Source organism: Corynebacterium sp. HMSC036D03, from assembly GCF_001836185.1.
Taxonomy (GTDB): domain Bacteria; phylum Actinomycetota; class Actinomycetes; order Mycobacteriales; family Mycobacteriaceae; genus Corynebacterium; species Corynebacterium simulans.
Map to the genome: position 1 here is coordinate 54,943 of NZ_KV827769.1, position 26,758 is coordinate 81,700.

Here is a 26,758-nt window from a genome sequence, read left to right on the forward strand (position 1 = left end):
GTTGCGGGGGTGAGTAAAAGTTTTATGTAGTTCTTTAGGCCTCGTATATACGGTGAGTGACATATTTAACAAAGTGGTTTAAAGGTGGTCTATAGATCGCGGTGTTGAAAGGCTGTGCCTTTTGCGTGCTAAGGCGAGTCTCGAAAGCGTAAGTGATAGTGCGGGTTCCGTTTAGGCCGAGAAGCTCGGGAAATAACTCCGATGTCCCAAGTTTGCTCAAGCCCTCGTCCGGGGAAGGAAAGCTGTATAAAACCGTCGGCCCGCAGCTTGAAATGAATAGTTTCTAAAATGAACTACTTTCGTTCGTTGAACAATAAAGGTGCTGGTTAACGCCATGTCCGAAAGCTTAAGTAGTGTGTTCAGCGTGCGTTATGCTTGGCAAATTTTTCTAAGAGATATTGCCCGTCTTGGGCGCACCAAGAAGTCGTGGATCATTCTCATCGGTTTGGTCATTACGCCCGCGCTTTATTCGTGGGTCAATATCGCGGCCTTCTGGGACCCATATGGAGCAACCGAAAATATTAAGGTCGCCGTTGTCAATGAGGACAAGGGCGGATCTTCTGATGTCACCGGTCATATCGACGTCGGCAAGCAAGTCACGGAGCAGCTGCATGACAATCACCAGCTGGGCTGGCAATTCCTTGACGCTGAAGAAGCCGAGCGCTCCTTGGAGCGCGGGGAGACCTTCGCCACGGTGACCATCCCGGAGAATTTCAGCTCGGATCTTCTAGGCGCGCTGCATGGCCAATATGCGCAGCCAACGTTGGAGTACCGCGTCAATGAGAAGGCCAGCGCAATCGCGCCCAAGATCACCGACAGTGCCGCATCTAGCTTGGACGAGCAGATCACCTCTGCATTCAAGCAGCAGGTGGCGGAGGCAGCGGCCTCCTCGGTGCGCGATGAGGGCAATAAGTTCGAAGACCGGCTGCAGCGCTCTCGCCAGAGTTCGGAGGGTGCCTTCGACAAGGCGGCTAATAACATCGAGTCCGCGCGTGCGGATTTGCGTGAGGTTGGCGATAAGCTTGGCAACTCGCAGGTCAAGATGCAAAATGCCAAGCAGACGGTGCGCGATGTTGAGCAGGCTATGACGGATGCACAAGCCGCACTTGGCGACGTCCAGAATGTCATCGCCAGCGCACAAGGCGACGTCACCGGCTATACCGATTCCCTGACCTCGGCTTTCGTCGAGGGGTCAACCGGCGTCGCGCAAGGCACCGCGCGCGCCCAGGAATCCGTCGCGGATATTACTGCGCAGCTCGACCAAGCAAACTCCCGTTTTAACTCCGCGACCCAGCAAACCAACGACGCTATTGCCGCCGGGGATGAATCCATCCGGCAGCTGCGTGATGTCGTTAATTCGCCCGCCGTAGCTCCGGGTGTGGCGGGCCCGCTCAATGATGCAATTGCCACTTTGGAGGAGGGCAACGCTGCGAATAAGCAGCTGCTGGGTAATCTCCAAGCACTCAGCAATGACAGCAATGAGACCGCCAAGTCCGTGAAGTCCACGGCGGATGCGGTCAATCAGGCGGCGCAGGATACGAAGAAGACCTCCCAGGTTCTCTCGGACACCGTCGATAAGTCTGTGCCGGAGATTAATCGCGCGATGAGCAACCTAAGCTCCAAGGTCGGTGCGTTCTCGGCTTCGCTGGACACCCAAAAGGCGACGATGGAGGAAGCACAGAACTTGCTGGACGGCGTCGGCAAGCAGCTCGGCGCAACCCAGGACGCACTTGGTTCCTTCGATTCAGATCTTGCCTCCCTGGAAGATGGTGTGGAGGGCGCGCGTGACGACGTCCGCGCCATCACCGCTCACTCGCGGACCAAGGAACTGCAGACCATCACCGGCCTGAACTCCGATGAGATTGGTTCCTTCTTCGCTGATCCCGTTGAGGTGAAGAGCGCGCCAGTCTATCCGGTGGGCTCCTACGGTTCCGCGATGGCCTCGCTGTTTACGAACCTCTCGCTGTGGATCGGTGCCTTCGTGCTCGTGGTCATCTTCCGCGTGGAGGTGGATCTCGAAGGCTTTAAGCGGCTCACGGTGGGCCAGGCTTATCTAGGCCGTTTCCTGCTCATGGCCGTGATGGCGATGGTGCAGGCCGTAATTGTCACCGTGGGTGACTTGGCCGTGGGCGTACAGACGGTAAATCCAGTCGCATTCGTTGCCACCGGCACGCTCATCGCGCTGGCTTATCTCAGCATCATCTACGCGCTGTCGACGGCCCTTGGTCACGTGGGCCGTGGCCTTGCAGTGGTGCTGGTCATCGTACAGATTCCGGGTGCCTCCGGCCTGTACCCGATTGAGCTGATGCCGAACTTCTTCCGTTCCATCTACCCGCTTCTGCCATTCTCATATGGCATCGACGCCATGCGCGAGACCATCGGCGGCTTCTATGGTCTGCACTATCTCAAGTTCATGTCCGTGCTGGCCTTGATGTTCGTAGTGGCTTTCGCCTTGGGCTTGTTGGGGCGTCGCAGCTTCGCGCACTTTAACTTGCTCTTTAACCGCGAGCTGGCCAAGACCGATCTCATCGCGGCAGAAAACGTCCAGATCGTCGGCGATGGTTACCGCTTCGCCGATGTCCTGAAGGCACTGCAAGGCCGTGAGGAATTCGCAGCTGATTTGGAAAAACGCAAGCACGATTACAGGCACTGGATCCGCGTGGCTGCAGTACTTGGCGTTGTGGGCATGGTGGTGCTCGGCATCGTGGCTGCGCTTGTGCCTTCGCAGAAACCATTGTTGTTGGGCATTTGGACGCTGTGGTGCCTGCTTATCTTGGGCATCGTGGTCACCCTCGAGTACCTGCGCAAGAGCCTCGCGCAGTCCACCGAGTTGGTGGACTTCAACGAGGAAGAGCTCCGGCACTCCGTTGCCGCCCGCGGTGAAGGTGTGCATTCGGCTTCGGCTGAGGAGGCGCAGTACCAAGACGGCGTCTTGCACAATGAAGGCACTCTCGACGAAAAAGGCGAGGAGAAATAATGAAAAAGATCGGTGGAATTTTCCTGGATGATCTTCGCCGTGCCACTAGCAACGTCATGGCATCAGTCATCCTCTTTGGCCTCGTCGTTATTCCTTTGCTGTTTACTTGGTTCAACGTGTTGGCCAGCTGGGATCCTTTCTCCAACACGGGCCAGCTGAAGGTAGCCGTGGCCAGTGAGGATACCGGCTATAAAAGCGACATCTTCCCGGTTCCGGTCAACGTAGGCGAGAAGGTGCTCTCGGAGCTGCGTGCAAATGACAAGTTGGATTGGGTCATCACCGACGCTGAAGACGCCATCGACGGCACGAAATCTGGCGAGTATTACGCCTCCATCGTGCTGCCGGAGCATTTCAGCTCGGACATGATGACCTTCTATGCGGAAGGCTCCAAGCCGACCGAAATCTCGCTGTACACCAACGAGAAGAAGAACGCGCTGGCGCCGAAAATTACGAATAAGGGCGCAGAGGGCGTTTCCTCCCAGATCGCGGAGTCCTTCACACACACGCTTGGCGACGTCTCCCTAGGCCTGATTTCCTCCCTCGACGAATACCTCAACGAGTCCGACGCAAAGGCAACGTTGAAGCGCATTGAAGCTCGTGCCGATGGCATCGAAACACAGCTGCACACCGGCGCGCGTACGGCCCGTTCGATGGGCAGCCTGGTGGATTCTTCAGTGCCGCTAGTAGAAAGCGCACAACGCATCGCCAATGCGCCGCGTCCTTCGCTGTCGGGCCCAACTGGAGATCTGAACCTGTCTACGGAGTCCCTCGACGCGGCGCTTTCGCAGACCGCCGATAGCTACGATGTAGTACGCCAGCGCATCGACGAACTATACGATTCAGCAGATACCTCGCGCGCCTCGATGCAGGCCACCTTGAATACGCTGGCAGGCCAGGTGCAAGGCCAGATTGATGCCTACAAAGGCCTGCGGGATCGCGTAAATAGCGATGTGAAGCCAGTGCTGCCGGCTGAGGCCGCGCAGCTGACCAGCAACCTCGACGAGGCCATTGCGGCACAGGAGGCCGTACACTCCCGCTTGGTGGCCGCAGCGAATGCGCCGGGTGCGCAGAAGCCGGACTTTTCTTCCATCGACCGCGCCCAGCAAGCGATCGAGTCTAGCCGCGACTCGCAGCTGCGCACCTCTGTGGGCAAGCTCCAAGACTCCCTGCAGCGCATCGGCAGTGACATCGACTCGCAGGGCTCCAGTATCAGCTTGGACACCGAGTCTCTGACTGGCGCCCGGGATGCACTGAGCACCCTTGCTCAGGAGCTGGACTCGGATGCGGACCGCTTCGGCGAGCTAAAAGATGAGCTCGACCGCGCACGCGATACCGGCGATCTCTCGCGCCTAGCCAAGGTGGTGGGCAATAACCCGGATGCCCTGGCAAGCTTTATCGCCTCGCCGGTTTCAGTGGACCGCCAACCGGTCTATCCGGTGGCGTCCTTTGGCGCGGGCATGGCGCCGCTGTATACCACCCTGGCGCTGTGGGTAGGTAGCCTTCTTACGGCCGTCACGTTGCGTACTGACGTCAGCAACCGCGACTCTTATACCGTGGTGCAGCGCTTCTTTGGCCGCTTCGGCATCTTCGCGCTGATTGGCTTCTTCCAGTCCACGCTGCTTTCGCTTGGCCTTATCTTCTTCGTGCAGCTAGAACCGGCACATCCGGTGCTGCTGTGGTTGGCGGCCTGGGTCTCTTCGACCGTATTCATGATGATCATCTATACGCTCGTGGTCTCCTTCGCCAACGCGGGTAAGGCTTTGGGCGTGCTTTTGTTGGTCATTCAGGTCTCCAGTGCCGGCGGCGCGTATCCGCTGCAGCTTTTGCCGGAGTGGTTCCAGAACATCAGCCCGTGGTTGCCGGCGACGTACACGATTCGTGCCTTCCGTGCGGCAATCGGCGGCGTCTATCACGCTGATTACTGGCTCTCGCTGCTGGTGCTGCTGGTCTTCCTGCTGCCGATGTTCTTCCTCGGCATCGTCTTGCACAAGCCACTGCATGCTTATACCTCGAAGCTGGATGCAGCACTCGCTGAGACCAAGCTGATGTAATACCGAACTAGAATCGCCGGCATGGCATTTACACCCCGCTCAGTTACTTATCGTTACGTCGACTCGCCTGTGGGCGAACTCCTCGTGGCGGCGACTGAGCGGGGTGTGGTCTATCTGGCCTTCGCGTGCGAAGAGTCCGCGGAAGTCTTGGCGCTCCTTAACAACAAGATCGGTCCGGCAACCATGGGTACAAGTCCGGTGCCGACTCTTGCTGCCGCACAGCTAGACGAGTACTTCGCAGGCGCGCGCCGCACCTTCAGCGTGCCCATTGATGAGGCCCTCACCTCGGGCTTTCGCCAGCGCGTCCAAAGGCTACTGACGGACATTCCGTACGGTGCGACCACCTCCTACGCCCAGCTTGCCGACGCCGCCGCAAACCCCAAGGCTGTCCGCGCCGTGGGCAGCGCCTGCGCGCGTAACCCCGTGCCGATTATCGTGCCGTGCCACCGCGTATTGCGCAGCGACGGCAGTCTCGGCGGCTACCGCGGCGGCGTGGAGGCGAAGGAGATGCTGCTGCGCCTAGAAAGTGGCGCTCGAACGCCTTAGTCCTCGTCCCCCTAGCTCCGCCTTTGCTCTGCCAACCCAGCCGGACTCAAGAAAACGCAAATGGTCCCAACTCCGAAGAGCTGGGACCCGTGGCGGAGGATAGGGGATTTGAACCCCTGAGGGATGTGACTCCCGCACGCGTTCCAGGCGTGTGACATAGGCCGCTAGTCGAATCCTCCGTTGGAAAACATTATCAGCCTTGTCTAGAGCGGCAAAATCCGCAGGTCAATAGCGGAAAGGTGGCCTGCAAATCGCGCAGGTCGTCCGCGAGCCACGCGGGCCGAGCGCAAACTATTCGGGCCGAGCATGAATCGCGCGGCCTGAGTGCAATCCGTGCGGGCGCCGCCTCCAAATGGTGAGGTCACGTCCAAATGGTGAGGTCGACCCTTTGCGGATGGTGGTGCTGTTAACTGGTGGGGTTGCTGAATGGTGAACTCACCATCTGCACCTCACCATTTGGCCCTTTCGTGCCGCCGCGGAGTACTGATCTCCGTTTGAATGGCAGGCCGCGTTCCTAAATGGTCAAGCCTTGTCGCAATCGCTGATGTGGAAGTGGAACAGTAGGGCAGGTGGTGCGTGGATTTACCATCCTCGTTTGCCGTCTGGGTATTTGCGGTGCCTTGGGGATGTCGGGGGGATGTCGGGCGAAAGAAGCTGGGGGAGGGTGTCGGGCAGTGGCGCCGGACCTAAGAAAACGTAACCCAAGAAAATGCAAATGGTCCCAACTCCGAAGAGCTGGGACCCGTGGCGGAGGATAGGGGATTTGAACCCCTGAGGGATGTGACTCCCGCACGCGTTCCAGGCGTGTGACATAGGCCGCTAGTCGAATCCTCCGTTGGAAGACTCTACACGAGCAGGCCCCAAGGAAAAATTCGTACTGCGCACTCCGGGTAGGCCGACCTGCGTCCGGCGCTAGTGGAGTAGCCGTAACAGCGGCCGCAGCGATGGGAAGGAGCGGGGCCGCGGCGATTGGGGGCAATAACGGTTTGCCGCAGGGGTAGCAGGCGCGCTAGGCTTATCGGCAGGATTCCGCGTGGCGTCCATCCTCTGAACTCCCCCAGGGCAGGAATGCAGCAAGGGTCAGGAGGCTCTGACGGGTGCGCGGGGTCCCTTTTAAGTTTTCTGGGTGATAAACATTACAAAAGCTGCACGCAAGCGTTAGTATTGGTTGCCATATATTCGCAACTACCCGCAACTAACCCGGAAGGTGGACAGGAATGTCCCTGCTCAATCTCGAAAAGTCTGAGCTCGACGAACTCGCAGCGAAGGTTCGTAAGGACTACGAGGAGCTGAAGGCTATGGGCCTGAAGCTGGATTTGACCCGCGGCAAGCCCGCAAAGGCGCAATTGAGCCTGTCCAACGATCTGCTCGAGCTGCCAGGCGCGGGCAACTATTCCGACGCCGCAGGCAACGACCTTCGCAACTACGGCAACCTTGAGGGCATCAAGGAACTGCGTGAGCTGTGGGGCAAGCTGACCAACATCGACCCAGAGCTGCTGTTGGCTGGAGATTCCTCCTCCTTGAACATCATGTTCGACCTCATCTCTTGGGCTTATGCTTTCGGTACCAATGAGTCCGAGCGTCCGTGGTCCCAGGAAGAGACCGTCAAGTGGATCTGCCCGGTTCCGGGTTATGACCGCCACTTCGCTATCACGGAGCACTTCGGCTTCGAGCTGATTTCGGTCCCTATGCTTTCCGACGGCCCCGATCTCGGCGCCGTCAAGGAATTGGTCAAGGACCCGCAGGTCAAGGGCATGTGGACCGTTCCGATGTTCGGTAACCCAACTGGCGTGACCATCTCCGAAGAGATCGCCCAAGAGTTGGCCTCCATGGAAGCCGCAGCGCCAGACTTCCGCATCATCTGGGACAACGCTTACGCGGTCCATACTCTCACCGATGAGTTCCCGGAGATCCTGCCGATTCTCGACATTGCAGCTAAGGCAGGCAACCCGAACCGTTTCTGGGCTATGTCTTCTACCTCCAAGATCACCTTCGCCGGAGCTGGCGTTGCGTTCTTCGCGTCCTCCCGCGAGAACTTGGATTGGTACCTCTCCCACGCGAAGATTCGCGGCATTGGGCCGAATAAAATCAACCAGCTTGCTCACTACCAGTTCTTCGGTTCCGCCGAAGGCGTGCGTGCGGTCATGCGCCGCCACGCGGCGCTGTTGGCTCCGAAGTTCAACGCTGTCCTGCGCATCCTTCAGTCCCGCCTGGGCGAGTACGAGGTCGCGCAGTGGACCGAGCCGAAGGGCGGCTACTTCATCTCCCTCGACGTCGTCGATGGCACCGCCACCCGCGTCTGGGAGCTGGCGAAGGACGCCGGCATCGTGCTGACCAAGGCTGGCTCTGCCTTCCCGCACGGCGAGGACCCGAATGACCGCAACATCCGCTTGGCACCTTCGCTGCCACCGCAGGAAGAGGTCGAGGCTGCAATGGACGGCGTCGCAACCTGCGTGCTGCTCGCCGCTTTGGAGAAGTTGGGGGCTTAAGCCATCAATTCCGACGAGACTTCGTACTGGCTAAGCCAGGTCATTCCCGTTCCGCTGGAGTTTAAAAACGTGGAAGGCCGCCGGCTTGGTTTAGCCGCGCTTGACGACGCCCAGTCCCTCGCCGTTACCACCACCTTCGGCGAGGTAGACACGGGGCTCAAGCATGCGGAGCAGGGCGTCGATGTGCGTTGCGAGCTGCTGACCGTAGCGCGCGCGACGCAGCCGGAGGTAGCTGCTGCGGTTACTGCGGCTGCAGAAAAGCTGATCAAGGCCCGAGGCATGCTGCCGGCCCAGCCGGGCATCATGCTGCCGGAGATACTTTCGGAAGATTCGCTCAACGTGCACCATGGTCTGCTGATCGCGCCTTATTTGTGGGGCGGTAGCACCCCTCAGCTGCCGGAGGACGGCCGGCTGACTTTGGTCTGTCAGCTGCTGATGCTTACCGATTCAGAATATGCCTATGCGGTGGAAGAGGGCGTCGCCAAGCTGCAGGAAGCAGTAGCTGAACAGGGCGTCGATATCCTCGATTGGAAGCGCGCCGGCTAGCTTGCTCCGCCCGCTGCGGGGGAGAGTGTCGGGCACAGAATGTAGACTGACTAACCGTGGCTCTATACCGGAAATATCGTCCAGCAACGTTCGCGGAAGTGGTCGGCCAAGAGCAGGTCACCAAGCCTTTATCCGCTGCCCTCGACGCAGGGCGTATCAATCATGCCTACCTGTTTTCCGGTCCGCGCGGCTGCGGCAAGACCTCTTCAGCGCGCATTATGGCCCGCTCGCTCAACTGTGAGCAGGGGCCTACGTCTACCCCGTGTGGCGTGTGCGAGTCTTGTGTTTCGCTGGCACCAGGTGGCCCGGGCAATCTGGATGTAACTGAGCTTGACGCGGCTTCCCACAACGGTGTGGAGGACATGCGTGAGCTGCGTGACCGCGCGTACTATGCACCTGCTGAGTCGCGCTATCGCATCTTCATTATCGACGAGGCACATATGATTTCCGCCTCGGGCGCCAACGCGCTTCTGAAGGTGGTGGAGGAACCACCGGAGCACGTGATCTTCATTTTTGCCACCACCGAGCCGGAAAAGATCATCGGCACCATTCGTTCGCGTACCCACCATTACCCGTTCCGCCTGCTGACCCCGCCGGCCATGAAGGGCCTGTTGGAGCGCACTGTGGCTTCGGAGGGCGTGCACGTCGATGATTCCGTGTATCCCATGGTCATCCAGGCCGGTGGCGGTTCCCCGCGTGATACTTTGTCTATTCTGGATCAGCTCTTGGCTGGTGCGGGGCCTGACGGTCTGACCTATGACATTGCGCGTCCGCTGCTGGGCGTGACTGACCTAGGTCTGTTGGATAAGACCATTGAGGCGCTTGCCGAGCAAGACAAGGCAGCCTTGTTCATGATCGTCGACGACGTCATTGAAGCCGGCCACGAGCCACGTCGCTTTACCATCGACCTTTTGGATCGCCTTCGTGATCTCATGATTCTGCAAGCAGTGCCGGGTGCTTTGGAGGCCGGCTTGGTCTCGGCCCCGACCGACCGCGGCGAAATCCTTTTGGCCCAAGCCCAGCGTTTCACCGGCCCACAGTTGGCTTACCTGGCAGAGACCGTCAACAGCCGCATCTCTTCGCTGCGTGGCGCTACTTCGCCGCGCCTGCTTCTGGAGATCCTGTGTGCTCACCTCTTGGTTGGCTCTGCGCCTGCAGCAGCCGCCGCGGGCCAGACTGCTGCGCTGCCACAGGGCATGCCCGCTGGCTCACCGCAAGGCGCTTCCGATGGAACGCCTGCTGCCGGCCACGCAAATACCGCAGTTTCCAACCAACCTGCACCCGCTACTGCCCAAGCTCAAGACCCTGCAGCCGCGGCGGCTGCCATCATCGCTGCTCGCCGTAACCGTCAAGCTCAACAGCAGGCACAACAGCAACAGGCCCAGGCGCCGCAGGCTCAGCCGGAGCAATCGGCATCTGCACAGCAGCCGCAGCAGTCCGAGGAACAGCCAGCTGAGCGCGCCGAACAGGCGCCTCAGCAGCGAACCGAGACTCAACCTGTACAGGAGTCTGCTCAGGAACCAGCCAAGGAACCGGCACAGCGGTCTGCTCAGGAACCAGCGCAGGAACATGCAGTTGATGTCGCGGAGCAAGTGCGTTCGCAGTGGTCGAACCTTCGCGCGGCCGTGGGACGTCGCAACAAGGTTGCAGAGATCATGCTCGCTGAGGCGCGCGTGCTTGGCTTCCGTGATGACACATTGATTTTGGGACACACCACTGGTGCCCTTGCGGAGCGAATCAATTCGCCGTCCAACAACGATGTAATCGTGGCAGTTCTTAAGGAAGAGCTGCGCCGTGACATCAAGGTCAACTGCATTATCGGCACCAACCCGAAGGCAGCAGGCTTTAGCGAAAGCACTCCGCGGCAGCAGCCAACGTGGAACCCAAACCAGCAACAGCGCGAGTCCGCTGAGTCAGAACAGGAGTCTGAGAGGCCTAGCCCGCAGACTGAACCCGAGCAGCAATCGGAGCAGTCTGCCAGCGCATCTGCGTCTGCATCTGATGATCCGTGGGGAGCACCGCGACCTATCGGCACGCAGAACAACGAGCCTGCTCGCGAAGAGAGCCCCGGGCCAGTGACACCGGCTGCGGCATCGGCGGCTGCGGCGGCCGCCACAGCGGCGGCAAGCGCGCATCAACCTGCACCGCAAGCTACTCCGCCTGCGCAGGTGCAGGCCCCGCGTCAGCAAGCAGCGAAGCCGGCACAGCAGTCATCCCAGCAGGGTGGTGACTGGCGTTCGCGAATTGCGCAGGCTTCACAGGTGGCACAGAAGCGTGACGAGGAATTCAACAAGATTCCGCAGTTCGGCAACGGTGTACCGCTGCCGCCCGAACCAGCGCCGGAAGACGATTTTGAGGCACCACCAGAGGAGTACTATCCAGCTGACCCGCAGCCCAGCCAACCGGGGCTGGGGCAGCAGAACCAGGAGATGGGGGCGTCGGCAAGCACTGCGCAACCACCGCAACAGGCCTACTCCCGCGATGAACAAGAACGCGAAATGATGGAGGAAGCCCAAAACGCCGGCGAGATGGACCACCGCAGCTCCACGGAAGTTGCGATGGAACTGCTCACCAAGGAGCTAGGTGCACGGCGCTTGTAGTTAAGCGTCTGTACACTTGACGGGTAGCGAAAATCTTAAAGAAATTTACGTTGAAAGGACTTTCCATGACTGACCCAATGTCCCAGGCAAATGACATGAACGACCTGCTCGCACAGGCTGCCCGCGTGCAGGCTGAGCTGCAGAAGGCACAGGAAGAAATCCTGGCCGCACACGTTGAAGGCACCGCAGGCAACGGCCTGGTTAAGGTTGTCATGACCGGCGGCGCAGAGCTCGTCGACCTCCAGATCGATAAGTCCGTTGTGGACCCTGAGGACGTTGACACCCTCCAGGACCTCGTCATCGGCGCTTTCAAGGAAGCACACGCTGCCGCTGGCAAGCTGGCTCAGGAAAAGATTGGCCCGCTGTCCCAGGGCATGGGCCAGTCCCAGCAGGGCTACGATGGACCTTCCTTCCAGGATGTCTTCGGCGGCAACCAGTAGTCGCGCGTTAAACTAAAAGGCCGTTATTCCCCGCAGTGGGGGAAGCGGCCTTTTTGCATTTCATAGATAGGGAGAATCGTGTTCGAAGGACCTCTGCAGGATCTCATCGACGAGTTTTCGCGCCTTCCGGGTGTCGGGCCGAAGTCGGCGCAGCGTATCGCTTTTCACGTGCTGCACATGGATCCGGAGGACGTCGACCGCCTGCAAAACGCGCTCGGCGCGGTACGTGATGGCGTGACTTTCTGCCGTATCTGTTGCAACATCTCGCGCGAAGAAGTCTGCCGAATCTGCGTGAACTCGCAGCGCGATGCATCCACTATTTGTGTTGTAGAAGAGCCTAAGGACATCCAGGTCATCGAGCGCACCGGTGAGTATGAGGGGCGCTACCACGTTCTAGGCGGCGCTTTGGACCCGCTGGCGAACGTGGGCCCGAAGGACCTCAACATCTCCGTGCTCTTGCAGCGCATCGGTGGTGTGTTGCCTGACCGCGAGCTGGCGGATTCCACCCCGGACGCGCCGTTGTATGACACGACGCCGGAGATCAAAGAGGTTATCCTCGCAACCGATCCGAATACGGAAGGCGAGGCTACCGCGGCCTACCTGGTGAGGTTGTTGCGTGACTTCCCGGATCTGAAGATCACCCGCCTCGCATCAGGCATGCCGCTGGGCGGCGACCTTGAGTTCGTGGATGAACTGACACTGTCCCGCGCGCTGTCGGGTCGTTTGACGGTGTAGCTGTCTTAGCAGCCGCCCTAATTGCCGGATTGTGGCGCCAAGTTGCGCGAAAATGGCGACGATTTGGCATTTAGGGCGGCTAAGGCAAGCCGGGCTAAGGCAAGCCGCGAGCGTCAGCTGAGCGCCCCGCAGTTGCGTGTCTAGAGCTGCGAGCGCGGCGGCTTTGATGCGTTGAGGCGCTCGGTGCGCAGCTTGTCCACGGCCGGGATGTCGAGCGGTTCTAGGTCTGTGAGCGCAACGCCCATGGCCTTGGCCAGCAGGAGGTCAGCCAGCTGCGGGTTGCGCGCCAGTGCCGGGCCGTGCATGTAGGTGGCGATGACGCTTCCCTGGACGGCGCCTTCGGCAATGCGCTGCTCGGCGGCGTCGGAAAGATCGGCGGTGGCTGCGGTATCGGCGTTGCCCTGGCCGCGAATGAGCTTGCCCAGCGGCTGTGCGGCGGGGCCCAAGATGGTGGCGCCCATGTGGTTCTCGAAGCCGGTGAGGGTTTCGGTCAGCTCCGCGGTGATACCAGCGCCGGTCGGCTGAGAGGAGACCTCGCCGATGGCACGCTCAGCCATGGAGGCCGTGGTGGCGTCGATGAGACCGACACCGTCAATAATCTGGCCAGAGGCACGGAAGGACTCGCCTAAAACCTGCAGGCCAGCACAAATTGAAAGGATCGGGCGGCCAGCCTCAGCCGCGCGGGTCAGGCCGCCGTCTTTGATGAGGTGCTCCGCCGCGAGAATCTGCGCGGTGTCCTCACCACCGCCGAGTGTGTAGACGTCGAGGGAGTCAGGGACTGCCTCGCCTAGCTTGATCGGAACGATCTCAGCCGAAAGACCGCGCATGCGGGCGCGCTGGCGCAGGACAAGGGCGTTACCGTCGTCGCCGTAGGTGCCAAGCACGTCGGGCAGAATGAGGCCGATTTGCAACTGCGTCTTAGCCATTGGCGTTCTCCTTTACTTTGCGCTCAAGCGCCTTCTTCAAATCACGGAAAGCGGTGTAGTTAGCCAGCACCTCGATGCGGCCCGGTGGGCAGGACTCGATGGCTTTGACTGGATCCGGGATGAGCTCGTGAGAGATATCGGCGTAGACCAAGCGCACAGCAAGGTCGGTGCCGCGCTCGCCGGCGGCCTTGACCGCGAGGTTTTCAAAGTCCTCGAAGCGTACGTCCCACAGCCAGGACATATCGATGCCGTCTGCCACGTGGCCGTTGGTGGCAATGACTAGGCCGTCGGCAGAGCGATCCACCATGGACAGGGCCTCCTGCCAGCCGGCTGGGTTTTTAGCCAGCAGCAGGCGAATTTCACGGTCACCCAAGGTGATGGTGGAGTAACGGCCGGCCACGTCGTTGACGGATTCGGTGGCGGCGATGGCCTTGGCCTCGTCCACGCCGAAGCCTTCCACTGCGGCGGCGATGGCCTGGGCGGCATTGCCACGGTTGGCGCGTCCAGGCAGGGAGAGGCTCAGCTCCTTGTCACCCTGCGGAGTGTGCAAACCATCTTGGTCTACGCGCCAGGTTGGGGTGGGGCGGCGGAACTCGCGGCCGTCGGGAAGCGGCTTGACCGCACGCCAATCATCCTCATCACGCACGATGTGGCCGCCGGTGCGTGGGCACGTCACGGACTCGCCGAGCCATCCAGCGCCGGCGGAGACCCAGATGACGTTCTTGGCGTCGTAGGCCACGGAAGTCATGAGGACATCGTCGCAGTTGGCGATGACCAGCATGTCTGGGTGGGCTTCGACGGCGCCGCGCAGAGCGCGCTCGATCTTATTGATCTCACCGACGCGGTCGAGCTGGTCACGGGAGAGGTTCAGCAGCACCAGCGCCTGCGGATTCAGGTTGTCTGCCACGTGCGGAACGTGCAGCTCGTCTACCTCCAACACGAGGTGGGAGGCGTCTTTGCCCGCCATGAGCGCGGAGATGATGCCAGCATCCATGTTGTCGCCGCCGTCATTGGTAGCGACTTTGTGCTCGCTGCGTACAGCGGCGGCCAGCATGCGGGTGGTGGTGGACTTGCCGTTGGTGCCGGTAACCAGCACCGCAGGGCGGCCACCGCCGAGGTTAGCCATGATCTGTGGATCAATCGCGCCAGCGATAAGGCCACCGATCATTCCGCCGGCGCCTCGTCCGGTTGCGCGGGAGGCGGTGGTGGCCAGCTTGGCAGCGGTCGTGGCGGCGTTGGTACGCAATGAACGCAACGTGCCGGAAAGGTTAAAACTCATGCCCCTAGGGTAGTCGCGTCAGCCCGCGGGGCGGGTACTTGCGCGCCTAGTTTTGGCCGGAGTTTTTATTCTTGGCAGACCCATTTGCCCCGGAGCTGTTCTTTCCGGAGCTGGTTTGGCCCTTGTTGCCCTGCGAGTTTCCGCCCTTGGGCTTGCCACCACGCCGGCCACGGCCACCGCGGCCGCCACGGCGCCGCCGCCGTTTGTTGCCACCCGAGTTCCCAGAGCCGGATTTCTCCTCGTTCTTCGGATTGCCGCCGGGCTTGGCGTTGGAAGAATTGGGATTTTCGTTTGTTTGCTGACTATTGTTCTTCTGCTGGTTGCGGCCGGAGGATTTGCCCGAGCCCGACTTACGGCGCGAGCGCCGCCTATTAGCGCTGCCGGAGCGGCGATTATTGCTGTTCGGCACGTGTGCCTGACCGCGATTATCGGAATCCTTCTCTGGCTCCGGCTCGATTGCTTCTTGGATGCGCTCGAGCGCTGCAAGGAAAGCAGTGTCAGACATCAGCGGGATGCCCTTGCGGTGGGCGTGCATGGGCTTGCCCACGAAATCGGTGGTGATGTTGCAAACCACCAGCGAGGATTCGCGCGTGAGCTTTTCCGAATAGTTGAGCTCTTCACGTGCGATAGCCGCGATGATGGTGTCTGGATCTTCCATGATCTCTGGCGCGACCACGATCTCCATGCCGCGGTGCAGCTCCTTGCCAGGAACATATTTGCCCGGATTGTGGTGCTGACGTGGGGATTCTGCGGCGTCGACACGCACGTGCGAGCGCTGCAAACCAAAGCGATCCGCGCGCAGCTCATCTGGCGCGTATGCACTACGCGTGCCGGTTGCTTGATGCTGATAGAGGCGGTACAGCAGCTGGGTTTGCTCGCGGGAGGTGGCGGCCTCGCTGCGTTGGGCACGTTCAACGGTTGCGGTGGGTGGAGCTACATCAAGGCCGCTGCGCTTGGCGACGGCCGCGAGGCGGACATCGTTATCCCACACCCCCTGGCGGCGGGCAGTGGCCAAAGTATCGACGATGCTGACCGGGGTAGGAACGTGGCCGACCTTCTGGCGGCGGCGCCTGCCCTTATTACGGTTGCGGTTTCGCGAGCGATTCTGGCGCGCGGCGGCCATCATGGCGCGACGCGCCTCGGAGACAATGAAACCCCAGGTAAATGGGGTATCGTGCACGATCAAGGTGCGGCCGTCAATTAGCCGATCAAGTGGCTTGAGCAGCCGCGAGAAAGACTGGCCTTCTGTTACTTCCTCAATGCTAAGCCCATGCAGGTGCCGTGGGCCCGGGTTGGTACCAGGGTTGATGACGGCGTGGAATTCTTGGCCTACCTCGTTCTTTTCGTTATAAGTCAGGGCATCGATGGCAACGAGGCGCCCAGTAGAAGGATGAATGCCGGTGGTCTGCACCGTGAGTGCGACGAAAGGGTAGGCGGCAACGGCCTCGGCCTGCGCTATTTCTTGCGCGCTTGGCTGCTTGCTTTCTTTGTCGGTACTAGCCCGGCCGGGATTGTGCGGGCGGCCAGCAGCCAGCGCGGCCGGTGAAGGCGCGGGGGCTGAATCGGGGCCGGGGGTGGTGCTCATTGTTTTAAGTGTAGTACCCCGGCTGGACACGTTGGCTCAACGGGCGAGCGTGTGACCTAGCCGCGGATGATGATGGTTCCTGGCGTGATGGGCTTCCGGGTCGTTGTCGTTGGGGAGGCCGGACGCGTGGTCGAGTTAGGAGTCGTGGACTCCTCGGTAGTGCATGCTTCCGTAGTTTCGGTGGTGCTTGCTTCCTTAGTTGGGGTAGGAGAGGAGGAAGTCGAGCTCGGCTCCGATGTCGTCGGCGTGGTGGAGGTTGCCGGTGATTTCGGGATGGTTGTATCCGTGCGGGTAGGAGAAGGTACAGTTCGCGTTGGCTCGGTTGTACTACGCGGTTGGGTAGAAGGTTCCGTCGTTGGGGTGGCCGGCGGAAGCGTCGGGACCGGCAGTGGCGCTGGAAGGTTCTGGTCGTCACCAGAAGTATGGCGCGGCGACGTTGGGCGGGAAGGACCGCGTGGGTTTTCCTTGTTGCCCTCGAGCGTGGTCTGCGCATCTGGCGCAGCGAGGACGTGTTCGGCGGAATCCCGGGAGCTTTCGTCTGTGTTGGGTTCTGCGGTGGGTTCGACGGCGTCGGAAGTCTGCTTCCGTGTAGCTACAGCACTGCGGTCTTTGGTGCCTTCGCGGGAATCCTCGCGAGACGTGGTGCGTGAGCCAGGCTCTGCCGTGGCTTTTTGGGCGCTGGAAGTGCCGAAAATGTCCCGGTAGGGCGAAAGACCGCGTGGGAAGACTGAGTCCTCATAGGAGCGGCTTTGTGCTTCGGTAGCTTCTTCGCGAGCCTGCTCATCCACGGAAAAGATGGAGGCCGCGAGGTTTGCGCCACCGCCGACGATGATCGCTGCGCTGGCAGCGGCCACGAGTTTTAGTCCGGCACTGCCGCCGACGAGAGGCATGGAGGAGGTCTGCGAAGACATCAGCGCCAGCGACGCCAGCGACAACGGCACGCTTGTCATCAGACTGCTCATCGGCATAAACGACAAGGCGAGGCTTGCCCTCATCCATGCAGTAATAGGCGCGTGCTACGGCGAGCAGGCCACTGTTTTGGTAGCTCGAAACGGTATCGGCCAAACGGTGGGCGTCATCATGGCTAAGCGAGGCGATCTGCACACCATCGACCGCCACGTTGACGCTGCGGCGGCCAAAGAAACGGCGCGCATGCAGGGTGACCAAGAAGTGCTCGGCGGATTCCGGGAAGACGTCCATCTTGGACTGGAACTGAGTGATTGCCGCAGCCGTAGTGCCAGGCAGCATGGCCCAGCGCTCTGCCGGCGGGTTATTGACCGGAACACACAGGCCAGGGGCCGGTAGCTCGACATCGAAAGAAGGCCATTCCTCGCCATCAAACTCCACCATGGTTACGCGTGCGGTAACCAGAGGACGCAAACCTGCATCGATGATCCAATCAAGCTCGGTATAAGCCGCAGCTTCTTCCCGTTCGAGGTAGCCGATGGTGGTGTCTTCGTAGCGGACACGGAAGCCTTCGTCAGAAGAGCCCGTGAGGTTGACCTCCACTGCAGGCTGTTCAGAACCAGATTCTTCCATTAGCTCGACGAGGAAATCTGGGCTTACTTCTTGGATGGGAATTTGATTTACATCGCCAAAACCATGGTTAGGGACCATGTAGTTTGTCGATTTCATCTGTATTCGCTTTCGTAGGGTGCGGGGAAGAAGTTTGGGAGTAGGGATGCGAGCTATAAGGAGACAGACTTAGAGGGTCTGCTGCGCCTAGAGCGCGCTAACCCTCTAAAAGAAACTAAATCCACCCTACCGACTCGTAGCTTTGAACTCAAACGTATAAGCGGCATTTGAGCAGGTCGAAAGGTTGCCGTGCGCTGACTGAGTTGGGCAATGAGCGTGCAATTAAAGGGCAATCAACACTGCGATCAAAACGGCGATGCAAACAATCACGAGGGCGAAGATGAGCCAGCTCTTATTGTTCTTCTTTGTCGGGGTGGAATCCGCTGTGGCCTTTTGCGGGAGCCGGTCGATACGGGACAAGTCTTCATCGGTGATGGCCTTGAAACTGGCGGTCTCAAAAGTGGCCGCAGCAGAGCTTGCGCTACGGGTGTTTTCCGCCAGTAGGCGTTCCTGGCCGGAGCCGTCGCGGGTTTCCTGTTCTATCTGCTTGCCAGCATAAATGTTGAGCACTCGTCCGCCTTGGCGAGGGAAGTGGTAGGCATGGGCGAGCGTGCTTAGCCCCTGCTTGGCATGCTGGACGAGCAGGTCCGGAAGATAGTCCGGGTAGCTATCCAGCGTGCCGATGAATTGTGGGCCAAGATAAGCGCTGATGCGCTGCGGATCGGATTCGGCCGCGCGCAAGGTAACCAGCAGATGGATTCGCCCAAACTGCGGAATGTCGACCTCGTCTGGGATAACCGTGATGCTTATCGCTGGGGCAAAAGAAAGCAGCGCCCACGGGCTGGACGGCGGATTATTCGCGGGCAGGCACAGGCCCGGACGCGGCAGCAACACCGTGGGCTGGGGGCTTTGGCGAAGCGTTACTGCTGGAGTCAGCTGGGCGTCGAAAAGCAGCTCTATCTCTGGGTACTCAGCCGCATCCTGAGGCGCAATCAGACCTACGACGCCGGCGGCGGTCGCCACCTGCCAGGTGCCGTCGGGCTGCCTGGACAAAGTGGCGTTGACCTCTCGCTGTTTTGCTTCCGCAGAAGGCGAATTCTGGGATGCCGATGCGGGGTGCACGGGCAATTCCTGCACCGCGCCGAGCCCCAAGTGGGGGATGGGATAGAGCGATAAAGTCATGCCTCGACTTCTACCACCTTTAGCCCAGCGCGCGGTTGACCGCCGAATTGATGGCGAAAATCGAAGCACGCGTGGTGGAGCCGGCAATGCCAGCGCCCCACACTTTGGTGCCGTTGACGTCGGCGGCAATGTAGCAGGCAGCTTCGGCGTCGTCGCCAGCGCTACGCGATTGCTGTGCGTACTCGATTACCTCGAAATCAATTCCCAACGCTTCGAGGGCATTGGCGTAGGCCGCAATCGGACCGTTGCCGTGGCCGGAAACCACAGACTCCGCCTCGTTGTAGATGACTGTCGCGGTGACCTTGGCTTCGGCGTCGTCGCCTACCGCGTTATCGATCTGGAAGTTCTTGTGCGCAAGCGGCGCCTCGCGGTCTAGGAACTCGGTGGCGAAGATATCCCACATGCCCTTGGAACCGACCTCGCCGCCTTCGGCATCCGTGACTTCTTGGACCACGGCGGAAAATTCTGCCTGCATCGCGCGCGGCATATGAATGCCGTGATCGGTCTTCATGATGTAGGCAACGCCGCCCTTGCCAGACTGGGAGTTCACGCGGATAACTGCCTCGTAGTCGCGCCCCACGTCCTTCGGATCGATTGGCAGGTAAGGCACCTCCCATTCGGTCTCGCGCAGCTCTTCCCACGAGACGTCCGTGTTGATGGCGCCGGGGCGTACCTCGTTGGCCAGGGCGTCGAGGCCCTTGTTGATGGCGTCCTGGTGGGAACCGGAAAAAGCGGTAAAGACCAGCTCGCCGCCGTAGGGGTGGCGCTCAGGAACGCGCAGCTGATTGCAGTACTCCACGGTATCGCGGATAGTGGGCAGGTCGCTGAAATCAATTTGTGGATCGACGCCTTGGGTGAGCATGTTCAGGCCCAGCGCCACCAGATCCACATTGCCGGTGCGCTCGCCGTTGCCGAACAGGCAGCCCTCGATGCGGTCCGCGCCCGCCAGATAACCCAGCTCGGCAGCCGCGATGCCGGCACCGCGGTCGTTGTGTGGGTGCAGCGACAGGATGATGCTTTCTCGCTTGGCCAGGTTGCGGTGCATCCATTCGATGGAATCCGCGTAGACGTTCGGCGTAATCATCTCCACCGTGGAAGGCAGGTTGATGATCATTGGGTGCTCGGGCGTGGGCTCCATGATTTCAACCACGGCGTCGCATACCTCTCGGGCAAATTCTAGCTCCGTGCCGGTGAAAGACTCCGGGGAGTATTGCCAGCGCCAGTTCGTGTCGGGGTAGTCCTGGGCTACTTCTTTGATGAGCGCTGCGGCGTCGCAAGCCAGCTTCTTGATCGCAGGGCGGTCTTTGCGGAAGACCACGCGGCGCTGCAGCTTCGAGGTGGAATTGTAGAAGTGCACGATGACGTTCTTGGCGCCCGCGCAGGCCTCAAAGGTGCGCCGGATTAAGTGCTCGCGTGCTTGCACCAGGACCTGGATGGTGACGTCTTCAGGGATCTTGTTCTGCTCGATGATCTCGCGCACGAAGTTGAAGTCGGTCTGAGATGCGGAAGGAAAACCTACCTCGATTTCCTTGTACCCCATCTTGACCAGCAGGTCGAACATGCGGTGCTTGCGCTGCGGGCTCATGGGGTCGATCAGCGCTTGGTTGCCATCGCGCAGATCGACCGCGCACCACTGTGGAGCGCAAGTGATTTTCTTATCCGGCCAGGTGCGGTCCGGCAGCTGAATGTCTTCTACTTCTTGGGCAAAGCTGCGGTAACGGTGGGTGGGCATTGCGGAACCGCGCTGCTTATTCCAGGCGGGCTGGTTCTTGCCAAAGTCGCCGTTAGGGGTAGTGATTTCGCGTGGGGCGGTGATAAAAGAATCGTTGGGAGCCATGATTTGTCCTTGCTGCTTCGTTAAGGAAGCGGATAAAGAGGTACCGTTTAGCCAGCAGCGGCGGGGGTGGGAAGGCGCAGTTTGGATGCGCATCGTGAAAACCCGCGACGGGGGCGCTGGCCGGTGGGTTTGAAAGGCCTAAATCCCGCCGCGGCAAATAAGGAGGAGGCTCTGCCGCATAGTCATGTGAATCACACTAGCGCGCTTCTCACGATGTGGCAAGAGTTCTCACATATTGGGATCTCCTTTTGTTGGGGTGGGAGAATTCCACGTAAATCGAGGTGGGGTCTGAAGCATGCCGATAACATTGCATAACGTGCACGAAGTCAAGAATGCGGCCGGCGCAGAAGTAGCGCATAGCGCGGCCCCTCGTCTCGGTAGGCAGGATTGGATTGCCGCGAGTCTAATTGCTGTGCTGGGCAACCTCCTGCGGATTGGGGTGCTCGCCATTTTTGCGCAGGCTAACGAAGATAACTTAGGCGGCCTGCTGACCAAATGGGACGCGAAATACTACACGGAGATTGCCCGTGCTGGTTACTTCGGTGCTGACGTTGCCGCAGATGGAAACGTCAATGAAGTAACGATGGCCTTCTTCCCGGGCTTTCCGCTCGTTATCAAGGTGGGCAGCTTCTTTGTTGCGAATGAAGCTGCCGTCGCGATTGTTTTCAATTTCTTTTTCACTTTCCTCATGGCTGTGGGCGTCATGGCCATCGCGCAGCGCATGGGGGCCGGTTTTAAGGCCCGCGCGGTTGCCGCCATCGCCGTGAGCAGCGCTCCGATGTCCATCGTGTTTGCCATGCCTTATACCGAGGCGCTCTTCGGCGCGCTGGTGATGTGGATGCTCGTTGCCTTGCTGGATGAAAAGTGGTGGCTGGCCGGCCTTTTTGGCTTTGCGCTTTCCGCCGTGCGGCTGACTTCAATCGACGTCCTCGTGGTCTTTGCCCTCATCGTATTGTGCAAGGCCGTCCGCGAGTGGAAGGCCTGGTTGAGCCTTATCTTCGCCGCGATTCCCCTGTTTGGTTATCTGACGTGGGCGAATAGCTATCTCGGGCAGGCAGGAGGCTACTTTGGCATCCAAGAAAAACACTGGAACTCCCATTTCGATTTCGGTGCGGCAACGCTCAAGTGGATATGGTCCACGCTTTTGAACTCTGACAACGTGGGCTATCTGCTTTCCGCGCTCGTAATCGTCGGCGCGCCCATCCTGTTGCTCTTGGGTTGGCGGCGCTTGCCAGCGCCGGTTTGGCTTTTCGCCGCCGCGCTCATAGCGAATGTGTTGTTCTCTGATGGCATCATGCATTCGCGCCCACGCCTGCTTTTGCCCGCGGCGGTCTTGTTTATTCCATGGGCAATCAAGCTGGCTGATTCCGCGAGCACCCGCAGCACCGCAGCGCTATGCGGCGCCTATGTTCTCTTCGGTGCGTGGTTTTCGGCGCACATGCTTGCCGTATTCGAGTGGGCTATTTAGCTTTGGATCTGCCGCGTGGAGGAGCCCACTGGGCGGCGCGACAAGATGACCGTGCCTAGGATCATCACGGCTAGAGCTAAGGACATGAGCGTCCAGCCCGCCAGCGAATCAACCTGGAATTGCTCGCCCAAGACCACGTAGCCCAAGCCAAAAGCAACGATGGGCTCCATGATGGTCATAGCTGGCAGGGATTGCTTTAGCGCACCGGCGTGGAAAGAATATTGCTGGAGCACGGTTCCGCCGCCGGCGAGGGCGATTAAGCCCCAAAACTGCCAGGACACCAGGAGCTGGCCAAGGCCCTCGTGGGAGAAGATATCCACCACAGACTTAGATAGCAGCGCCACATAGCCGTAGAGGATGCCGCAGGAAGTTCCCAAGGCCAAGGCGCGCCGAGCGGGGAAGCGCCACGCTAGGACGCCGAGCAGCGCCAAGCCCAGTGCGCCGCACAGCAGCGGCGGCCACCATTGCGAAAGGGAGGGGCGCGGATCGCCGGCAACGGGGCGGCCGTAGACCACCAAGATGCCCACTGCGATGGTCAGCGCGCTGCACCAGAAGATTTCATGAAAAGACAGCGGCCGCTTGGAGTACCAGGCAGAAAGCGGCAAGGTGAACATCAGCGAGAGCACCAAGATGGGCTGAACTACCAGCAGGGTGCCAAAGCCTAGGGCGACAATCTGCAGGCCATAAGCCACAATGGCGGCAAGTGTGCCGACCCACCACACGGGATTGCGCATCGCGGTGCGCATGACCGAGCCGGAGGCTTCAAGTGCGATCCGGTGACGGACTACCGTGCCCCAGGCCACGGTGAGCGCGGAGGCGAGGGCAAAGAAAACCGCCAAGAGATTGCTGAACACCCCCACCACCGTAGTAGGTAGTCGCCCTTTTTAACGAATACTGCTCACGGGTGAAAATAAATGTTCCTAAGTCGTTAAGTTTGCCTCTTTTGGTGCGGTGAATAAAAACACTTTGATCCCCTTCACATATTGTGAAAGGAAGTACCTCGTCGGGGTAGCATGGACAACTGACTAATGCACGACAGGTATAGCGGGGCTTATCGGCCCTGTGGCTATAGACTGTCGCGGGAAACGCACAGTGAAAGGTGGATATCCCAACGTGGCCTTAATCGTTCAAAAATACGGAGGTTCCTCCCTCGAAACCGCGGATCGCATCCGCGCCGTCGCCGAGCGCATTGTGGCTACCAAGAAGGCGGGCAACGACGTGGTTGTTGTCTGCTCCGCCATGGGGGACACCACTGATGAACTCCTCGACCTTGCTGCCCAGGTCAACCCAGTGCCGCCGCAGCGTGAAATGGACATGCTGCTTACCGCCGGCGAGCGCATTTCTAACTCCCTGGTTGCCATGGCGGTCGAGTCCTTCGGCGCCGAGGCGCAGTCTTTCACTGGCTCTCAGGCCGGCGTGCTTACCACGGAGCGCCACGGCAACGCGCGCATCGTGGACGTCACGCCGGGCCGCATCACCGAGGCCCTGGGCCAAGGCAAGATCTGCATCGTCGCTGGTTTCCAGGGTGTTAATAAGGAAAGCCGCGACGTCACCACCTTGGGCCGCGGCGGTTCCGACACCACTGCGGTAGCCCTGGCCGCTGCGCTGCACGCCGATGTTTGCGAGATCTATTCCGACGTCGACGGTGTCTACACCGCGGACCCACGCATCGTGCCGAACGCGCAGAAGCTCGAGAAGCTTTCCTTCGAGGAGATGCTGGAGATGGCAGCCGTCGGCTGCAAGATTCTGGTTCTGCGTAGTGTGGAATACGCCCGCGCATTCGATCTGCCCCTGCGAGTTCGCTCGTCTTATTCAAACGACCCCGGCACTCTGGTGGCCGGTTCAATGGAGGATATCCCTGTGGAAGAAGCAGTACTGACTGGTATCGCGACCGATACCTCTGAAGCAAAGGTCACCGTTCTGGGCATTCCGGATCGTCCAGGGGAGGCCGCCAAGATCTTCCGCGCCATCGCGGAGGCGGAGATCAACATCGATATGGTCCTGCAAAACGTCTCCTCCTTGGAATCCGGAACCACCGACATCACCTTTACCTGCCCGCGTGCGGATGGCCCGCGTGCCATGGAGATTTTGACCAAGCTCAAGAATGAGGGCCACTGGGCAAACGTGCTTTACGACGACCAGGTGGGCAAGGTTTCCTTGGTCGGTGCCGGAATGAAGTCGCACCCAGGGGTTACCGCAGACTTCACCGAGGCGCTTCGCGACGCCGAGGTAAACATGGAGCTCATCTCCACTTCTGAGATCCGCATCTCCGTGCTGGTGCGAGAGCTGGAACTGAACAAGGCGGCCATTGCGCTCCACGAGCGCTTCCAGCTCGGTGGCGAGGAAGAAGCTACCGTTTACGCTGGCACGGGCCGTTAATTTAGGAAGAAGGAATTTTTCATGACCACCGTTGCAGTTGTTGGTGCTACCGGCCAGGTGGGACGCGTCATGCGTTCCATCTTGGAGGAGCGGAATTTCCCAGCTGACAAGGTTCGTTTCTTTGCCTCGCCGCGTTCTGCTGGCCAGGAACTGGTGTTCCGTGGCGAGAAGGTTGTGGTTGAGGATCTCTCGCAGGTAACCGAGGAGTCCGTCGCTGACGTCGACATTGCTTTGTTCTCTGCCGGCGGCGCTACTTCGCTCGATTGGGCCCCGGTCTTTGCCGCTGCAGGCGCGACCGTGGTGGATAATTCCTCCGCATACCGCAAGGATCCCGAAGTTCCGCTCATTGTCTCTGAGGTAAACCCTGAGCAGGCGAAGAACCTCCCGAAGGGCATCATTGCTAACCCGAATTGCACCACCATGGCCGCAATGCCGGTTCTTAAGGTCTTGCACGATGCTGCCGGTCTGAACCGTTTGCACGTGTCTTCTTATCAGGCAGTTTCTGGCTCTGGCTTGGCTGGTGTTGAGGCCTTGACCAAGCAGGCCGCCGAGATCGGAGATCGCAACGTAGAGCTCGTCCATGATGGCTCCGTTCTCGAGGTCTCTGAGGAAGAGCTTGGCCCATACGTTGCTCCGATTGCTTTCAACGCGCTGCCTTTTGCTGGCAAGTTGGTTGACGATGGCTCCGAGGAAACCGATGAGGAGCAGAAGTTGCGCAACGAGTCGCGCAAGATCCTGGGTATTCCTGAGCTTAAGGTTGCTGGCACCTGCGTGCGGATTCCGGTATTCACCGGCCACACCCTGACCATCCACGCGGAGTTCGACAAGGCAATCACCCCAGACGAGGCACGCCGCCTGCTTGGCGACGCCCCCGGTGTCAAGCTCGTCGACGTTCCGACCCCGCTTGCTGCCGCAGGCGTGGACGAGTCCTTGGTGGGCCGCATCCGTCAGGATCAGTCAGTTGATGACAACAAGGGCCTCGTGCTGGTTGTCTCCGGCGATAATCTGCGCAAGGGCGCAGCTTTGAACACGATTCAGATTGCTGAGTTGTTGGTCTAGCGCGCGGACCTAAAACAAAGCCATAAAGCGCAGAAAGGAGCTTGTACATCCAATAAAAGGACGTACGAGCTCCTTTTTAGTTATTTACTTCGGATTCCTACTTTGGTACTTCCGGCTTGGTGTGCTCCACGAAGACCACGGAAGGATCTGGGTCCTCGCGGTCATACTCGAGTTCTTGGTCTGCTTCGAGATCTTCGTGGATTTCTTCTTCGACGGCATCGACAAACTCCGCAGTTTCCATGTTGGAGGCCGTGGCCAAGGTGCGCAGTTCCTTCTCATTCTTCTTGGTAAAGTGCTCACGCGGATCAAGGCGACGCTGCACCAGCGTACGAGCACGCATACGGCGGCCTGATTCCTTTACCATCTTGCCGCGATTCTTAACCCAGCCAAAGAGCATGATAGCGATGACCACCAAGCCGCCATAGCCGAGAATTGGATAAATCAGTCCGACGAGGTCCTTGAAATCAGCGAAGGACAACGCAAAGCCAAAGAGGCAGGTAATGAGGTAAACGGGGTAAAAGCGCTTCTCATGGCCGCGCGTCAGGCGTTTAGCCAGCGCGTAGAACATGCCCACTGCGGTGTTGAAGATCATGCCGTAAATGACAAAAGTCATTCCGTAACCCAGCGCCGGGTGGATGGTGTTGATCAACGCTAGGACAGGCATTGCCTGGCCATTTACCTGCGGCGCGGCAAAGAATAGGGCGCAGACCAGCAACGCCAGCATGAACAGGAAAATAGCGCCACCAATAACACCGCCTAGGCCGACGGTCTTGTTATCTAAGAAGTTTCCGCCAATCACAATGGCCATGGAATGAAGCGTCCTGGGTTTAGTTCCTACCTCAGCTAAGGAAGGATTGAACTATGCCTAGAAAGTATTCCGTCGAGTTCAAGGACAAGGCGGTCCATCAGATCATCGAAATGGTCCGCCTGGAATCTTGCTCACTGCAACGCGCCTACACGGAGGTCGGCGAGCTCCTTGGAGTATCTCACCACACGTTGCGGGCTTGGTACCGTGACAGCGCTTCAGCACGTGATGACTCTGACGCGTCTGGCGGCGAAACAATGGAAGAAGAGCTCAAGCGTC

General features: G+C 59.8%; 19 protein-coding genes, 2 tRNA genes, 1 other RNA gene and 1 pseudogene. 13 read left to right on the forward strand and 10 right to left on the reverse strand.

The features are described 5' to 3' along the window. The first annotated feature begins 364 nt into the window (after positions 1–364). Genes HMPREF2692_RS12350 through HMPREF2692_RS12360 form a run of 3 tightly spaced genes read left to right on the forward strand, consistent with a single transcriptional unit; the run spans position 365 to position 5,574 of the window. On the forward strand, positions 365–2,977 hold the full coding sequence (locus HMPREF2692_RS12350; protein ID WP_246823460.1) for a YhgE/Pip domain-containing protein: 2,613 nt from the start codon (positions 365–367) through the stop codon (positions 2,975–2,977). Further along, positions 2,977–5,028 carry a YhgE/Pip domain-containing protein gene (locus HMPREF2692_RS12355; RefSeq protein WP_070823732.1) on the forward strand — a complete coding sequence of 684 codons (2,052 nt, stop codon included), beginning with the start codon at positions 2,977–2,979 and terminating at the stop codon, positions 5,026–5,028. The genes HMPREF2692_RS12350 and HMPREF2692_RS12355 overlap by 1 nt, the downstream gene beginning before the upstream one ends. Before the next feature lie 21 nt (positions 5,029–5,049). Then, positions 5,050–5,574 carry a methylated-DNA--[protein]-cysteine S-methyltransferase gene (locus HMPREF2692_RS12360; RefSeq protein ID WP_070823733.1) on the forward strand — a complete coding sequence of 175 codons (525 nt, stop codon included), beginning with the start codon at positions 5,050–5,052 and terminating at the stop codon, positions 5,572–5,574. A gap of 90 nt (positions 5,575–5,664) precedes the next feature. Here the strand turns inward: HMPREF2692_RS12360 and HMPREF2692_RS12365 are convergent. Together HMPREF2692_RS12365 and HMPREF2692_RS12370 are read right to left on the reverse strand one after the other, a co-directional pair. Next, positions 5,665–5,753, reverse strand: a tRNA-Ser gene (locus tag HMPREF2692_RS12365). A 566-nt stretch (positions 5,754–6,319) separates the two neighbouring features. Next, a tRNA-Ser gene (locus HMPREF2692_RS12370) sits at positions 6,320–6,408 on the reverse strand. 186 nt (positions 6,409–6,594) lie between these two features. Between HMPREF2692_RS12370 and ffs the strand changes: the two genes are divergently transcribed. From ffs to recR, 6 genes are all read left to right on the forward strand, one after another. Then, positions 6,595–6,691, forward strand: an RNA gene (gene ffs / locus HMPREF2692_RS12375) — signal recognition particle sRNA small type. A gap of 100 nt (positions 6,692–6,791) precedes the next feature. Further along, positions 6,792–8,063: an aspartate aminotransferase type Ic gene (locus HMPREF2692_RS12380; protein WP_070586871.1), complete on the forward strand. Its 1,272-nt coding sequence runs from the start codon at positions 6,792–6,794 to the stop codon at positions 8,061–8,063. Between the two features lie 69 nt (positions 8,064–8,132). Then, a complete protein-coding gene (locus tag HMPREF2692_RS12385; protein ID WP_061920101.1) occupies positions 8,133–8,609 on the forward strand; it encodes a suppressor of fused domain protein in 477 nt (158 codons plus the stop codon). A 56-nt stretch (positions 8,610–8,665) separates the two neighbouring features. After that, on the forward strand, positions 8,666–11,209 hold the full coding sequence (locus tag HMPREF2692_RS12390) for a DNA polymerase III subunit gamma and tau (protein WP_061920103.1): 2,544 nt from the start codon (positions 8,666–8,668) through the stop codon (positions 11,207–11,209). A gap of 65 nt (positions 11,210–11,274) precedes the next feature. Next, positions 11,275–11,649, forward strand: coding sequence for a YbaB/EbfC family nucleoid-associated protein (locus HMPREF2692_RS12395; protein ID WP_061920106.1), 375 nt, complete (start codon positions 11,275–11,277; stop codon positions 11,647–11,649). A gap of 78 nt (positions 11,650–11,727) precedes the next feature. Beyond that, positions 11,728–12,384: a recombination mediator RecR gene (recR, locus tag HMPREF2692_RS12400; protein ID WP_061920107.1), complete on the forward strand. Its 657-nt coding sequence runs from the start codon at positions 11,728–11,730 to the stop codon at positions 12,382–12,384. A 140-nt stretch (positions 12,385–12,524) separates the two neighbouring features. Here recR and HMPREF2692_RS12405 read toward each other — a convergent pair whose 3' ends face one another. The 6 genes and pseudogenes from HMPREF2692_RS12405 to leuA all read right to left on the reverse strand — a co-directional run bounded on the left by HMPREF2692_RS12405 (position 12,525) and on the right by leuA (position 20,768). After that, entirely contained in the window at positions 12,525–13,310 is a 786-nt protein-coding gene (locus HMPREF2692_RS12405; RefSeq protein ID WP_061920109.1) for a type 1 glutamine amidotransferase, read from the reverse strand. Beyond that, the gene (locus HMPREF2692_RS12410) at positions 13,303–14,589 is read right to left on the reverse strand and encodes a Mur ligase family protein (RefSeq protein WP_061920111.1); all 1,287 of its coding nucleotides are present in this window, start codon (positions 14,587–14,589) and stop codon (positions 13,303–13,305) included. Before HMPREF2692_RS12410 ends, HMPREF2692_RS12405 begins: the two co-directional genes overlap by 8 nt. 484 nt (positions 14,590–15,073) lie before the next feature. Then, positions 15,074–16,174: pseudogene (locus tag HMPREF2692_RS12415) on the reverse strand (DNA polymerase III subunit epsilon); the annotation flags it as partial. 56 nt (positions 16,175–16,230) lie between these two features. Next, positions 16,231–17,124, reverse strand: coding sequence for a hypothetical protein (locus HMPREF2692_RS12420; protein ID WP_141744818.1), 894 nt, complete (start codon positions 17,122–17,124; stop codon positions 16,231–16,233). Positions 17,125–18,031: 907 nt separating this feature from the next. Then, positions 18,032–18,931 carry a hypothetical protein gene (locus HMPREF2692_RS12430; RefSeq protein WP_070586865.1) on the reverse strand — a complete coding sequence of 300 codons (900 nt, stop codon included), beginning with the start codon at positions 18,929–18,931 and terminating at the stop codon, positions 18,032–18,034. Positions 18,932–18,950: 19 nt separating this feature from the next. Beyond that, positions 18,951–20,768, reverse strand: a complete 1,818-nt coding sequence (gene leuA / locus HMPREF2692_RS12435) for a 2-isopropylmalate synthase (RefSeq protein WP_070432790.1) — start codon at positions 20,766–20,768, stop codon at positions 18,951–18,953. A gap of 316 nt (positions 20,769–21,084) precedes the next feature. Here leuA and HMPREF2692_RS12440 point away from each other — a divergent pair, with 316 nt between their 5' ends. Further along, a complete protein-coding gene (locus tag HMPREF2692_RS12440; RefSeq protein ID WP_246815032.1) occupies positions 21,085–22,236 on the forward strand; it encodes a hypothetical protein in 1,152 nt (383 codons plus the stop codon). Here the strand turns inward: HMPREF2692_RS12440 and HMPREF2692_RS12445 are convergent. Continuing rightward, positions 22,233–23,090 carry a DMT family transporter gene (locus tag HMPREF2692_RS12445; protein WP_061920124.1) on the reverse strand — a complete coding sequence of 286 codons (858 nt, stop codon included), beginning with the start codon at positions 23,088–23,090 and terminating at the stop codon, positions 22,233–22,235. The genes HMPREF2692_RS12440 and HMPREF2692_RS12445 overlap by 4 nt on opposite strands. A gap of 259 nt (positions 23,091–23,349) precedes the next feature. On the opposite strand from HMPREF2692_RS12445, the gene HMPREF2692_RS12450 reads away from it, so the two are divergent. After that, on the forward strand, positions 23,350–24,615 hold the full coding sequence (locus tag HMPREF2692_RS12450) for an aspartate kinase (RefSeq protein ID WP_061920127.1): 1,266 nt from the start codon (positions 23,350–23,352) through the stop codon (positions 24,613–24,615). Between the two features lie 21 nt (positions 24,616–24,636). Beyond that, positions 24,637–25,674 carry an aspartate-semialdehyde dehydrogenase gene (locus tag HMPREF2692_RS12455; protein ID WP_070432788.1) on the forward strand — a complete coding sequence of 346 codons (1,038 nt, stop codon included), beginning with the start codon at positions 24,637–24,639 and terminating at the stop codon, positions 25,672–25,674. A gap of 97 nt (positions 25,675–25,771) precedes the next feature. On the opposite strand, the gene HMPREF2692_RS12460 is transcribed toward HMPREF2692_RS12455, so the two are convergent. After that, entirely contained in the window at positions 25,772–26,482 is a 711-nt protein-coding gene (locus tag HMPREF2692_RS12460; protein WP_070823735.1) for a hypothetical protein, read from the reverse strand. A gap of 53 nt (positions 26,483–26,535) precedes the next feature. Between HMPREF2692_RS12460 and HMPREF2692_RS12870 the strand changes: the two genes are divergently transcribed. Continuing rightward, on the forward strand, positions 26,536–26,758 hold a 223-nt coding region (locus HMPREF2692_RS12870), incomplete at its 3' end, for a transposase (RefSeq protein ID WP_141761336.1).

Excerpts from the sequence above, each read along its gene's own strand:
- HMPREF2692_RS12355 (WP_070823732.1), top strand. The coding sequence starts at position 2,977 with ATGAAAAAGATCGGTGGAATTTTCCTGGATGATCTTCGCCGTGCCACT.
- HMPREF2692_RS12360 (WP_070823733.1), top strand. The coding sequence starts at position 5,050 with ATGGCATTTACACCCCGCTCAGTTACTTATCGTTACGTCGACTCGCCT.
- HMPREF2692_RS12380 (WP_070586871.1), top strand. The coding sequence starts at position 6,792 with ATGTCCCTGCTCAATCTCGAAAAGTCTGAGCTCGACGAACTCGCAGCG.
- HMPREF2692_RS12395 (WP_061920106.1), top strand. The coding sequence starts at position 11,275 with ATGACTGACCCAATGTCCCAGGCAAATGACATGAACGACCTGCTCGCA.
- HMPREF2692_RS12405 (WP_061920109.1), bottom strand. The coding sequence starts at position 13,310 with ATGGCTAAGACGCAGTTGCAAATCGGCCTCATTCTGCCCGACGTGCTT.
- HMPREF2692_RS12410 (WP_061920111.1), bottom strand. The coding sequence starts at position 14,589 with ATGAGTTTTAACCTTTCCGGCACGTTGCGTTCATTGCGTACCAACGCC.
- HMPREF2692_RS12420 (WP_141744818.1), bottom strand. The coding sequence starts at position 17,124 with ATGACAAGCGTGCCGTTGTCGCTGGCGTCGCTGGCGCTGATGTCTTCG.
- HMPREF2692_RS12430 (WP_070586865.1), bottom strand. The coding sequence starts at position 18,931 with ATGACTTTATCGCTCTATCCCATCCCCCACTTGGGGCTCGGCGCGGTG.
- leuA (WP_070432790.1), bottom strand. The coding sequence starts at position 20,768 with ATGGCTCCCAACGATTCTTTTATCACCGCCCCACGCGAAATCACTACC.
- HMPREF2692_RS12455 (WP_070432788.1), top strand. The coding sequence starts at position 24,637 with ATGACCACCGTTGCAGTTGTTGGTGCTACCGGCCAGGTGGGACGCGTC.
- HMPREF2692_RS12460 (WP_070823735.1), bottom strand. The coding sequence starts at position 26,482 with ATGGCCATTGTGATTGGCGGAAACTTCTTAGATAACAAGACCGTCGGC.